This is a genomic window from Aeromonas sp. DNRA1 (assembly GCF_963888745.1).
GTDB classification, from domain to species: Bacteria; Pseudomonadota; Gammaproteobacteria; order Enterobacterales; family Aeromonadaceae; genus Aeromonas; species Aeromonas hydrophila.
This window is the reverse complement of sequence record NZ_CAWPKQ010000003.1, coordinates 287,289-298,904: the sequence shown is the minus strand read 5'-3', so window position 1 is coordinate 298,904 and position 11,616 is coordinate 287,289. Positions and strand designations below refer to the sequence as shown.

At 62.9% G+C, this 11,616-nt stretch carries 9 protein-coding genes; 4 read left to right on the top strand and 5 right to left on the bottom strand.

The window, feature by feature from the left end; genetic code table 11:
• Positions 1-212 precede the first annotated feature (212 nt).
• Positions 213-1,808 carry a methyl-accepting chemotaxis protein gene (locus AACQ43_RS11375; RefSeq protein WP_065018078.1) on the top strand — a complete coding sequence of 532 codons (1,596 nt, stop codon included), beginning with the start codon at positions 213-215 and terminating at the stop codon, positions 1,806-1,808.
• Between the two features lie 106 nt (positions 1,809-1,914).
• Here the strand turns inward: AACQ43_RS11375 and aroG are convergent, their stop codons facing one another.
• The 5 genes from aroG to AACQ43_RS11350 form a co-directional block, all read right to left on the bottom strand.
• Positions 1,915-2,970 (bottom strand): 3-deoxy-7-phosphoheptulonate synthase AroG, encoded by a 1,056-nt coding sequence (gene aroG, locus AACQ43_RS11370; protein ID WP_168967318.1) that lies wholly within the window; start codon positions 2,968-2,970, stop codon positions 1,915-1,917.
• A gap of 217 nt (positions 2,971-3,187) precedes the next feature.
• Positions 3,188-4,471, bottom strand: a complete 1,284-nt coding sequence (aroA, locus tag AACQ43_RS11365) for a 3-phosphoshikimate 1-carboxyvinyltransferase (RefSeq protein WP_168967317.1) — start codon at positions 4,469-4,471, stop codon at positions 3,188-3,190.
• 171 nt (positions 4,472-4,642) lie between these two features.
• Entirely contained in the window at positions 4,643-5,731 is a 1,089-nt protein-coding gene (gene serC / locus AACQ43_RS11360) for a 3-phosphoserine/phosphohydroxythreonine transaminase (protein WP_024943986.1), read from the bottom strand.
• 223 nt (positions 5,732-5,954) lie between these two features.
• Complete coding sequence (locus AACQ43_RS11355; protein ID WP_168967316.1) at positions 5,955-6,881, bottom strand: electron transfer flavoprotein subunit alpha/FixB family protein; 927 nt, start codon at positions 6,879-6,881, stop codon at positions 5,955-5,957.
• A 100-nt stretch (positions 6,882-6,981) separates the two neighbouring features.
• A complete protein-coding gene (locus tag AACQ43_RS11350) occupies positions 6,982-7,731 on the bottom strand; it encodes an electron transfer flavoprotein subunit beta/FixA family protein (protein WP_026080108.1) in 750 nt (249 codons plus the stop codon).
• A 124-nt stretch (positions 7,732-7,855) separates the two neighbouring features.
• Here AACQ43_RS11350 and AACQ43_RS11345 point away from each other — a divergent pair, with 124 nt between their 5' ends.
• From AACQ43_RS11345 to AACQ43_RS11335, 3 genes are all read left to right on the top strand, one after another.
• Entirely contained in the window at positions 7,856-9,499 is a 1,644-nt protein-coding gene (locus AACQ43_RS11345; RefSeq protein ID WP_168967315.1) for an electron transfer flavoprotein-ubiquinone oxidoreductase, read from the top strand.
• A 511-nt stretch (positions 9,500-10,010) separates the two neighbouring features.
• The gene (gene corA / locus AACQ43_RS11340) at positions 10,011-10,958 is read left to right on the top strand and encodes a magnesium/cobalt transporter CorA (protein WP_011705843.1); all 948 of its coding nucleotides are present in this window, start codon (positions 10,011-10,013) and stop codon (positions 10,956-10,958) included.
• Between the two features lie 142 nt (positions 10,959-11,100).
• Positions 11,101-11,571 (top strand): DUF2919 domain-containing protein, encoded by a 471-nt coding sequence (locus tag AACQ43_RS11335; protein WP_043166862.1) that lies wholly within the window; start codon positions 11,101-11,103, stop codon positions 11,569-11,571.
• Positions 11,572-11,616: the final 45 nt, after the last annotated feature.

Genomic DNA, 11,616 nt, shown 5'->3' with positions numbered 1-11,616 from the left:
AATCACCAAGTTTGTGCTGGATCAACTCAACGACGAACAGCTCTCGTTTGCTACGCACCATTAACCTCCAACAAAGATCCAGTTAACAGATAATTTACTCAAGATGAGGTAGGGTGTGCCGATAGAGAACCATCTCCCCCGTTCTGATGAGCGAACGCGGGGAGAGTCATCAACCATTGACGATCGCTCACCTGCGCATGGACCTGCCAACGATGCAAAATCTGTCTCTGAACTGGAAAATCTTTCTCCCCCTCGCCCTGGTCATCGGCTGCACCTTCGCCCTCAGCTTCGAGCTCTCCGCCTGGCTGCAACGGGATCTCGCCATCCGGCTGGCGGGTGAAAAGGTGGAGAGCGCCGCCAACACCTACATGGATCAGCTCAACGTGCTGATGATGACGGGGGCCATCGCCAACCGCCAGATCGTGCAGACCAAGCTCAAGAGCGAGGCCGGCATCGTCGAGGCCCGTCTGATCCGCGCCCCGGCGGTGACCAGCCTGTTCGGCCCCGGCCACCCGGATCAGCAGATTGAAGACAAGCTGGATGAGCGCGCCATCAACCAGGGCGAGACCATTCTCGAGCAGCAGGGCAACCAGCTCACCCTGATCAAGCCCTTCAAGGCCTACAAGGAGTACCGCGGTACTCAGTGCACCACCTGCCATCAGGTGGCGGAAGGCACCGTCATGGGGGCGGTGCGCATCAGTTATGATCTCAGCCACACCTTTGGCGAGATCCACCGCAACAACCTGATCCTGAGCGGCAGCCTGGTGGCGGTGTTCGGGCTGGGCTTTGGCCTGCTGGGCTGGGTGCTGCAACGCTACATCAAGCGGCCGGTACGCCATCTGCAGCTGGCCATGACCCGCATGGCCAAGGAGCGGGATCTCTCCCTCCCCCTGATCAATCCCAACCGGGATGAGCTGGGCGAGATGACCCGCGCCGTCAGCGACATGGTGCAAGGGTTTCGCCACAGCCTGCAGGAGGTGGAGAGCGCCACCCACCAGCTCTATCAGGAGTCCAACCAGATCCGCCAGGTGGCGACCCAGACCGAAGGCTCGGCCCGCCAGCAGGAGAGCATGACGGTACAGGTGGCCGCCGCCGTGAGCGAGCTGGCCGCCAGCTCCCACGAGGTGCGCGAGCACGCCCGCAAGAGCGCCGAGCTCTCCGCCCTCACCAACCAAGATGCTGCCAACACCAGTCGCCTTGCCCAGCACTCCATCAACGACATGGGCGAGATGTCGGCAGAGATCGAGCGAGTCGACAAGGTGATCCAGCAGCTCGACAATCGCTGTCTGGCGGTCGACGGGGTGCTGGAGGTGATCAAGGGCATTGCGGATCAGACCAACCTGCTGGCCCTCAACGCTGCCATCGAGGCGGCCCGGGCCGGCGAACAAGGCCGCGGCTTTGCGGTGGTGGCCGACGAGGTGCGCGCCCTCTCCAACCGCAGCCGCGCCGCCAGCGAGGAGATCTCCCAGATGATCGCCGCCCTGCAGAACGAGGCCCAGAGCGCGGTGTCGGTGATCGGGGATGCCAAGGCCAAAGCGGACGAGAGCATCCACAAGACAGAGGCGACTCTGGCCGCCATGCAGAACATCATCGGCCGCATCAGCAGCATCAACGATCTCAACGCCCAGATGGCGCAGTCCGCCGAGGAGCAGGACAGGGTCTGCAGCGAGGTGGACGGCTCGGTGAGCGACATTCGCAACACCTCCAACGATACCCTGGGTCAGGCCCACGCCGCCAACCTCGCCAGCGTCCAGCTGGTGGAGCAGTGCCGCAAGCTCGAGCAGCTGCTCAAGACCTACCGCTGGTGATCATGCCTGCCGCCCGCTCTGGCCAATAAAAAAGCGCGACCCAGGGTCGCGCTTTTGTTTTGTATGCCGTAGTTCAGGCGCGCCACGCGGCGCAGTCAGGCCGTAATCAGCCTGCGTTGCGGGTGGCCACCGCATCGGCCAGATTGCGCAGCAGGATTTCGGTGTCGGCCCAGCCGATGCAAGCATCTGTGATGCTCTGACCGACGGTGAGCTCGCACCCTTCCACCAGATCCTGACGCCCTTCCACCAGATGGCTCTCCACCATGACGCCGAACACAGCCCGGCTACCGGCACGCAGCTGACCGGCCACGTCCTCGGCCACCAGCATCTGGTTCTTGAACTGCTTGCTGCTGTTGGCGTGGCTGAAGTCGATCATCACCTTCTGCGGCAGACCGGCCTTGTCCAGCCCCTTCACCACCTCGTCCACGTGAGCGGCGCTGTAGTTCGGCTCACGACCGCCGCGCAGGATGATGTGACAGTCCGCGTTGCCTCGGGTCGCGACGATGGCGGAGTGGCCGTACTTGGTCACCGACAGGAAGTGGTGCGGCGCACTGGCGGCCCCGATGGCGTCGATGGCCACCTTGATGGTGCCGTCGGTGCCGTTCTTGAAGCCCACCGGGCAGGAGAGGCCGGAGGCCAGCTCGCGGTGTACCTGGGATTCGGTGGTTCGGGCACCGATGGCGCCCCAGCTCATCAGATCCGCCACGTATTGCGGGGTGATCATGTCGAGGAATTCGGAGGCGGTCGGCAGCCCCATGTCGTTGAGATCCAGCAGCAGCTTGCGACCGATGCGCAGGCCGTCGTTGATCTGGCAGCTGTTGTCGAGGTAAGGGTCGTTGATCAGCCCCTTCCAGCCCACCGTGGTACGCGGCTTCTCGAAGTAGACCCGCATCACGATCTCCAGCTGGCCCTTGAGTTCATCACGCAGCACCTTGAGGCGCTTGCCGTACTCCAGCGCGGCGGCCGGGTCGTGAATGGAGCAGGGGCCGATCACCACCAGCAGGCGCTGATCTTCACCGGCCAGGATCTGATGGATGGCCTGACGGGATTCAAAGACGGTACTTGATGCGGTCTCGGTGGCCGGAAACTTCTCAAGCACCGCAACCGGGGGTAATAACTCTTTGATTTCACTGATACGAACGTCGTCGGTTTGATGCTGCATGACAAGGCTTCCTGCTAGATGACTGCGATAAAGAGACTTCAATCTAGCCCGCACGGACAGCGGTGTAAATAGAAAATTACATTATCTAGGAAAGAATTTTCTTATCCTGCCTTGCAAGTTTTAATAATGCTGCTAGGCGAGGGTAAAGAGAGAGAGAGAGGTAGCAGAGCGGGACAGCCCAAAGAAACAGGCCCGCAGCGAGGCGGGCCTGGGTTCATCACGCGCGCTGACTGATGCTGGCCAGCTTGTCGAAATAGTCCGGGAAGGTCTTGGAGGTACAACCCGGATCATTGATGGTGACGGCGGTATCGGACAGCGCCACCAGCGAGAAGCACATGGCGATGCGGTGGTCGTTGTAGGTATCGATGGCCGCATGCTTGAGCTGTGCTGGCGGGGTGACGGTGATGAAGTCACGCCCCTCCTCCACCTCGACGCCCAGCTTGCGCAGCTCGGTCGCCATGGCGTGCAGGCGATCGGTCTCCTTCACCCGCCAGTTGTAGATGTTGCGAATCGAGGTGGGCCCCTCGGCAAACAGTGCGGCCACGGCGATGGTCATGGCCGCATCGGGGATGTGGTTCATGTCCATGTCGATGCCGTGCAGCGGCGCCTGCTCGGCCTCGATGAAGTCATCGCCCCAGGTGATGCGGGCGCCCATCTTCTCCAGCACGTCGGCGAAGTGGATATCGCCCTGAATGCTGTGCTTGCCGATGCCGGTGACCCGCACCTTGCCATTGATGGCGCCCGCCGCGAGGAAGTAGGAGGCGCTGGAGGCATCCCCTTCCACCAGGAAGTCACCCGGACTGACGTAGCTCTGGTTGCCCTTGATGTAGAACAGCTTGTAGTTGTCGTGCTCGATGACCACCCCGAACTGCTTCATGATGTGCAGGGTGATGTCGATATAGGGCTTGGAGACCAGCTCCCCCTTGATGTGGATGCGGGTGTCACCCGCCGCCATCGGCGCCGCCATCAAAAACGCCGTCAGGAACTGGCTGGAGACGGAACCGTCGACGTGCACGTCACCGCCCCACAGCCCCTTGGCATCCACCACCAGCGGCGGATAGCCATCTTTCTTCAGGTACTGGATATGGGCGCCCGCTTCGCGCAGGGCATCCACCAGATGACCGATGGGGCGCTCTTCCATGCGCGGTTCCCCGCCCAGGGTGTATTCGCCGGAGCCCAGACACAGCGCTGCGCACAGCGGTCGCATGGCGGTGCCTGCGTTGCCGAGGAACAGATTGACCGGCGCCGATACCGCGAAGCTGCGACCCAGACCGTGCACTGTGCACTCGGTCTTGTCGGCGGAGAGCTTGTACTTGACCCCGAGCTGGGTCAGCGCCGCCAGCATGTGACGAATGTCATCGCTGTCGAGCAGGTTGGTGAGCCGGGTGGTGCCACGGGCCAGGGCTGCCAGCAGCAGCGCCCGGTTGGACACGCTCTTGGAGCCGGGCAGATTGACCTCACCGGCCACACGAGAAATAGGTTCCAAACGCAACGAATTCATAGACTTCCTGTACGATCTCAAAAAAATGACCTGACCGGACGTTAGCAGCCCGCGCCCTGCTCGGCAAGACTGCGGGTGGCACAAAAGCAGGCAGCGGGGGCGGCCGGTCCGGCATCACGGAAAAAACAGACGCCGGGGAGTCCCCGGCGTCGGCAATCGGGGAAAAACGCCTCAGCCGTGGCGCTTGGCAAAGCCGTCCATAAAGCTGACCAGCGCCTTCACCCCTTCCAGCGGCATGGCGTTGTAGAGGCTGGCGCGCATGCCGCCGACGATGCGGTGGCCCTTGAGTGCCAGCAGGCCGGCGGCTTCCGATTCGGCCAGGAACAGCTTGTCCAGCTCGGCATTTTTCAGCTGGAACGGGATGTTCATCCGCGAACGGCAGCTGGCATCCACCTGGTTGCCATAGAAGCTCGACTGATCGAGATAGCCGTAGAGGAAATCGGCCTTCTCTTTGTTGCGCGCTTCCATCGCGGCGAGGCCGCCTTGTTCTTTCAACCACTCGAACACCAGCCCGGCCAGATACCAGGCGTAGGTGGGCGGGGTGTTGAACATGGAGTCGTTCTTGGCGGTAAGCTGGTAGTCGAAGATCGACGGCACATCGGCGCGGGCCTGGTTCAGCAGATCGTCGCGCACGATGGCGATGGCCAACCCAGAGGGGCCGATGTTCTTCTGGGCGCCGGCATAGATGATGCCGAAGCGGCTCACGTCGATGGGACGGGAGAGGATGGTGGAGGAGAGATCCGCCACCAGCGGCACGTCACCGGTAGCCGGGATGTCGAACATCTCGATGCCATCGATGGTTTCGTTCGGGCAGTAGTGCACATAGGCCGCATCGGCGCGAAACGCCGGGGTCGGCAGCAGGTGGGAAATGCCCTCGGCACTCTTGGCCACCCCGTCAAAGGTCTGGATATCGCCGTACTTGCGCGCCTCGTCCACGGCACTCGCAGCCCAGACGCCGGTCAGCAGATAGTCAGCCTTCTTGTTGGCGCCGCCGAGCAGGTTCATGGGCACCGCGGAGAACTGGCCACGGCCGCCGCCGTGCATGAACAGCACCTTGTAGTTGTCTGGCACCGCCAGCAGCTCGCGCAGATCGGCTTCGGCCTTGGCGGCGACCGCCATGTAGGGCTTGCCGCGGTGGGAGAGCTCCATGACAGAGGCTCCCAGCCCCTGGAAATTACAAAATTCGCGCTGGGCGCGCTCCATGACTTCGACCGGCAACATGGCGGGGCCGGCGCAGAAGTTGTAAATCTGTTTGCTCATGACGCTTTCCGTGAGTGGATGAGTGTGATCGGTGACTTGTCTGGTTTTACACAAGTGCAGCCCCCGGATCAAAGGCTTTTTGGGAGCTGGCTCAACCTTTTGTCGACCCGCCGCCAGCGCAGTTGGCAGAAAAAAGCCCTGAACGGGTCAGGGCTTGCAGAGAACATGCGTGGAAACGGGCGCTTGCCGGCGCTCAATGCCCCCGGCCCCCTTTTTTACCAGGTTACAGCTTGGCGGTAAGCTCCGGCAGCAAGGTGAAGAGATCCCCCACCAGCCCGTAGTCGGCCACCTGGAAGATGGGGGCCTCGCTGTCCTTGTTGATGGCGACGATCACCTTCGACTCCTTCATCCCCGCCAGATGCTGGATGGCGCCGGAAATACCGACCGCGATGTAGAGCTCGGGAGCCACCACCTTGCCGGTCTGGCCCACCTGCAGATCGTTGGCGACAAAGCCCGCATCCACCGCGGCCCGCGATGCCCCCACCGCGCCGCCCAGCTTGTCGGCCAGCGCCTCGATCAGGGCGAACTGCGCCTTGGAGCCCAGCGCCCGCCCACCGGAGACCACCACCCGCGCCGCCGCGAGCTCGGGTCTGGCGGAGCGCACGGCGCGCCGTTCGATGAGGCGGGTACGGCAGGCCACCTCGCTCACCGGCAACCGCTCTACCTGAGCCTGGCCACCGCTCGCCGCCTTGGCGAAGGCAGTGGGCCGGATGGTCAGCACCTTGATGGGGGCGCTGCTCGCCACCCGGGCCACGGCATTGCCCGCATAGATGGGGCGCAGGAAGGTATCATCGCTCTCGATGCCGGTCACCTCGGAGAGCATCTCCACCCCGAGCCTGGCCGCCACCCGTGGCAGCAGATCCTTGCCCTGGGTACTGGCGGCCATCAGGCAGTGCTGATAATCCCGCGCGATATGGGCCAGCAGCGGATCGACCCCGTCGCTCAGCCCCTCCGCCAGCCTGGGGTGCTCGGCCAGCAGTACCCGGCTCACTCCCTGCAGGGCGGCGGCCTGCTCGCCCGCCTCGGTCAGCCCCTGCCCCAGCAACAGCAGATGCACCTCGCCGCCCAGCTGGCTCCCGGCGGTGACCAGACGGGCCACGTTGTCGGCCAACTGGCCCTGATGATGTTCGGCAATGATCAATACGCTCATGACTGCCCCTTGCTATCGTCCGTTGATGTCCCTGCCTGTGCGCCCATCACACCCTCGAGCTTGCCGCCGACGGGTGGAGTTCTGTTGATTGCTGGCAGCATCAGAGTACCTTCGCTTCGTGCTTGAGTTTGTCCAGCAGCTCATCCACCGAGCCCACCATGATGCCGGCGCTGCGGGCAGCGGGGGCCATCACCCCGAGCAGCCGGGTCTGAGCGGCCGGCTCAACGCCGAGGTCGGCAAAGGGCGCGCTCTCGAGCGGCTTGCGTTTGGCCTTCATGATGTTGGGGAGCGAGGCAAAGCGCGGCTCGTTGAGGCGCAGATCCACGGTCACCACCGCCGGCAGCGGCATGCCGAGAGTCTCGAGGCCACCGTCGATCTCGCGAGTCACCTGCAATTCCCCCTCCACCAGCTTGATGGCGGAGGCGAAGGTGGCGAGCGGCCAGTCATTGAGGGCGGCCAGCATCTGGCCCACCTGGTTGTTGTCAGAATCGATGGACTGCTTGCCGAGCAGCACCAGATCGGGCTGCTCCAGCTCGCACACCTGTTGCAGGGCGCGAGCCACGGTGAGCGGGGTCAGGGTCTCGCCAGTCACGTAATGACGCGCCCGATCCGCCCCCAGCGCCAGGGCGTGACGCAGTTGTTCAGCCGCCGCCTCGGGGCCGAAGGTCACCACCACCAGCTCGCTCGCCACGCCGGCTTCGCGCAGCCTGACCCCCTCTTCCACCGCAATTTCACAAAACGGGTTGATCCCCATCTTGACGTTGGCCAGCTCCACGTCTGAGCCATCGCTCTTGACCCGGACCTTGACGTTGTAATCCAGCACCCGCTTGACCGCGACCAGCAGCTTCATGACGCGCATCCCTCGCTTCTGTTGAGTGAATCCATGAAAACCCTCACATTTTTTTGCTTACATTTACTTTACGTTTACGTAAACTACCAGCACTACCCTAGGCCAAGTCGAGCACAGAGGCAAGATGGAACGCGAAGCAATGGAATTTGATGTCGTCATCGTCGGTGGCGGCCCGGCGGGACTCAGTGCCGCCATCGCCCTCAAACAACACAATGCCGATCTGTCGGTCTGCCTGCTGGAGAAGGGGGCGGAGATCGGCGCCCATCTGCTCTCCGGCGCCCTGCTGGATCCCGTCGCCCTCAAGGAGCTGCTGCCAGAGAGCTGGCAACAGGCCCCGCTCGGGGTCAAGGTCAACGACGATCAGGTGCACCTGCTGCAAAGCGACAGCCGCGCCCTGCAACTGCCCAACTGGGCGGTACCGCCGCGCATGCACAACGAGGGCAGCAGCATCATCAGCCTCGGCAACCTCTGTCGCTGGCTCGGTCAGCAGGCCGAACAGCTGGGAGTCGAAATATACCCGGGTTTTACCGCAAGCGAACTCATCATGGAAGCGGGACGGGTCAAGGGTGTGATCACCGGCGATCTCGGGCTGGATCGGGCGGGCAATCCGAAAGCGGATCACGTGCCCGGCATGGCGCTGCTCGGTCGCTACACCCTGTTTGCCGAAGGGGCGCGCGGCCATCTCGGCAAGCAGCTGATCGCCGATTTTCAGCTGGAAAACACCGCCCAGCCGCAGCATTACGCCATCGGCTTCAAGGAGCTGTGGCAGCTCCCCCCCGGTCAGGGCAAACCGGGCCGGGTGCTGCACGGCAGCGGCTGGCCGCTCTCTGAGGGGAAAGAAGACAAGAGCCAGGGCGGCTTCTATCTCTATCATCTGGAGCAGGATCAGGTGGCGGTCGGTCTCATCGTCGATCTCAACTATCGCAACCCCTGGCTCAGCCCGTTTGACGAGTTTCAACGCCTCAAGCACCACCCGCTCATCGCCGCGGCATTGCAGGGGGGCGAGCGCATCAGCTATGGCGCCCGCGCCATCGCCAAGGGAGGCTGGCACTCCCTGCCCCGCATGCACTTTCCCGGCGGCCTGCTCATCGGTTGCGATGCCGGCACCCTCGACTTCTCCCGCATCAAGGGGATCCACACCGCCATGAAGTCCGGCATGCTGGCGGCCAAGACCGTCGCCATGAGTCTGCGCGGCGGCGATGAAGGAGGGCGGGATCTGGCCGAATACGGCGATGCGCTGCAACAGAGCTGGTTGGCCCATGAGCTCAAAACAGCGCGCAACTTCGGCGCCGCCCTGCACCGCTGGGGCCCTTGGCTCGGCGGCACCTTCAACTGGCTGGAGCAGCGGCTGTTTGCTCGCACCTCGCCGTTCACCCTGCTGGACAAGGAGCCGGACTACCGCCAACTGCGCATGGCCAGCCGCTGCCAACCCATCGACTATCCCAAGCCGGACGGCAAGCTCAGCTTCGACAAGCTCTCGTCTGTCTATCTCGCCAACACCAGCCACGACGAGGATCAGCCCTGCCACCTCAAGCTGCAGGATGAGACTATCCCGGTGGCGGTCAACCTGCCCACCTGGGCCGAACCCGCCCAGCGCTACTGCCCGGCCGGGGTGTTCGAGATCCTGGGTTCAGAGAGCCTGCCCCGCCTGCAGATCAACGCGGCCAACTGCATCCACTGCAAGACCTGCGACATCAAGGATCCGAGCCAGAACATCGTCTGGACACCGCCGCAGGGCGGCTCAGGCCCCAACTATCCCAACATGTAACAGGCTTGCCCATGCAGACCTGCGCAGATAACAAGGATGCACAGCCCAGAACATCGTCTGGACACCGCCGTAGGGCGGCTGCGGCCCCAACTACCCCAATATGTGATGAAAACACCGCTGTGCAGACAACAAAAATGCTCAGCCCCAACACATCAAATGGAGGCGGTTTCCGGCACACGGCCGGGGGTTGTCGCAGGGCGCTCGGGAGCCTGCCATCCCGGCCAGTGAGCCCGATTCCTCCCACATACCAGGGGGAATAAAGGAGGCGACGCCGGGATCGCCCGTTTCGAGGTCGGCGTGGCTGCTCCGACCTCGCTGTTTTTTTGAGCGAACAGGCTGAACCTCCGATGAATAGGCCCTGACAAGCGCGGCCCGCCCCTGTATAGTTCGCCGCATTCAGGTTTTCCATCGGCCCGTTCAGCTTGTCCACGGGATCGCTTTCTACGCGCTCTAAGGCCGCATGACCTGTGCAACCATCCCTGATTACCCATGACTTCTTAAGGGGGGACAGATGATCACCGCCTACATTCTCAATAACAAGGTACTGGACATAGTCACGCTCGGGCCTGACGACATAGTGCCTGACAACACCGTCTGGCTGGATGCCTACAAGCCGGACACGGCGGAACGAGAATGGTTGACGGGCCTGTTTCTGGAAGAGGTGCCCGACAAGGAGGAGCTCGATGACATCGAAGCATCCGCCCGTTTCTACTGGGATACCGACGGTCTGCACATTCACTCCCTGTTTCCCCAGCGGATCGGCCGTGACACCAAGGGTGTCCACGTCTCCTTTACCCTGCGCAACAACCTGCTGATCAGTATCCGCGAGGATGACATCGGTCTGGTGCGCCTGCTGCGCCACTATATGCGCCAGGATCGGCTGGAGGTGGAGGACGCCCTCGACATCCTGCTGGAGGTGCAGAATCTGAAAGTCGAATACCTCTCCGATCTCATCGAAGATGGCTACAAGACCCTGGAAAACACCGCCGATCAGATCTTCGAGCCGGATCAGATCAATCCCATGCTCAAGGAGTTGATGGCCCAGGAAGAGGCCAACGGCCAGATCCGTCTCTCCCTGCACGATACCCGTCGCGCCCTGCGCTTCTTGAAGCGCAGCCTGCGCCAGCGGATGAGCAACGAGCAGAACAAGTGGATCGACGAGATGCTGCACGACGTGGAGTCACTGCTGCCCCACACCCAGTTCCTGTTCGACAAGATCAACTTCCAGCTGGAAGCCTCCATGGGGGTCACCAACCTGGAGCAGAACAAGGTGATCAAGATCTTCTCGGTGGCCGCGGTCATCTTCCTGCCGCCGACGCTGATCGCCAGTATCTACGGCATGAACTTCGGCCGCATGCCGGAACTCGCCTGGGAGTACGGCTATCCGCTCTCCCTGGTACTGATGGTGATGTCGTCGCTCGGCACCGGTCTGTTCTTCAAGCGAAAAGGCTGGCTGTGACGCCGGCGGCTTGACACGAAAAGAGATAAGCGGATTGGGGGGCATGGCCCCCCGATTAATTCCCGCCCCTCGCCCGCCTTGCAAAGGGCGCCCCTTCGCCCCATATCCCCTTCATCCTTTGCACAGACGACCCCGGGCAACCATGACCCTCTACCCCGAACACAGATACGACGATCACGGCCAGCTGCGTCCCCCGCTCTGGTTCTGGCCCATCGCCCTCTTGCTGACCCGCTCGGTCTGGCTGTTTCTGATGGCCGGCGTCACCCGCGAGAGCGGCAGCGCCATCCTGACCCTCTTCTACCCGGACAGGCTCGCCCTCTACATCAGCCTGCTGACCGACGTGCCAGCCATACTGGCGCTGCTCGCCTGCGGCGGCACCTATCAGCAGACCCGCAGCCTCCGGGCCTGGCTCAGGCGCCACAGCCCATTGCTGCTGCTCTGCTCTGCCGTCAGTGGCCTGCTGATGCAACTGCACAGCCTCAATCTGCAGAAGTGGTCGTTCAGCTGGCCCACCGCTCTGGTGCTGGTCGCTACCCTCTGGTCGCTCTGGTATCTGCTGCGCAGCCGCCAGCTGCGTGAATACGCGGCCGATCAGCCCCACGCCAGCAACTGATCAGACAGGTTCAACCAGAATGGCCAGGCACCCGAGGAACGACGA

What these genes read in the sequence shown, in the direction of transcription:
- aroG (WP_168967318.1), bottom strand. Translation starts at nt 2,970, where the DNA reads ATGCAGCATCAAACCGACGACGTTCGTATCAGTGAAATCAAAGAGTTA.
- AACQ43_RS11355 (WP_168967316.1), bottom strand. Translation starts at nt 6,881, where the DNA reads ATGAGCGTATTGATCATTGCCGAACATCATCAGGGCCAGTTGGCCGAC.
- AACQ43_RS11345 (WP_168967315.1), top strand. Translation starts at nt 7,856, where the DNA reads ATGGAACGCGAAGCAATGGAATTTGATGTCGTCATCGTCGGTGGCGGC.
- aroA (WP_168967317.1), bottom strand. Translation starts at nt 4,471, where the DNA reads ATGAATTCGTTGCGTTTGGAACCTATTTCTCGTGTGGCCGGTGAGGTC.
- corA (WP_011705843.1), top strand. Translation starts at nt 10,011, where the DNA reads ATGATCACCGCCTACATTCTCAATAACAAGGTACTGGACATAGTCACG.
- AACQ43_RS11350 (WP_026080108.1), bottom strand. Translation starts at nt 7,731, where the DNA reads ATGAAGCTGCTGGTCGCGGTCAAGCGGGTGCTGGATTACAACGTCAAG.
- AACQ43_RS11335 (WP_043166862.1), top strand. Translation starts at nt 11,101, where the DNA reads ATGACCCTCTACCCCGAACACAGATACGACGATCACGGCCAGCTGCGT.
- serC (WP_024943986.1), bottom strand. Translation starts at nt 5,731, where the DNA reads ATGAGCAAACAGATTTACAACTTCTGCGCCGGCCCCGCCATGTTGCCG.
- AACQ43_RS11375 (WP_065018078.1), top strand. Translation starts at nt 213, where the DNA reads ATGCAAAATCTGTCTCTGAACTGGAAAATCTTTCTCCCCCTCGCCCTG.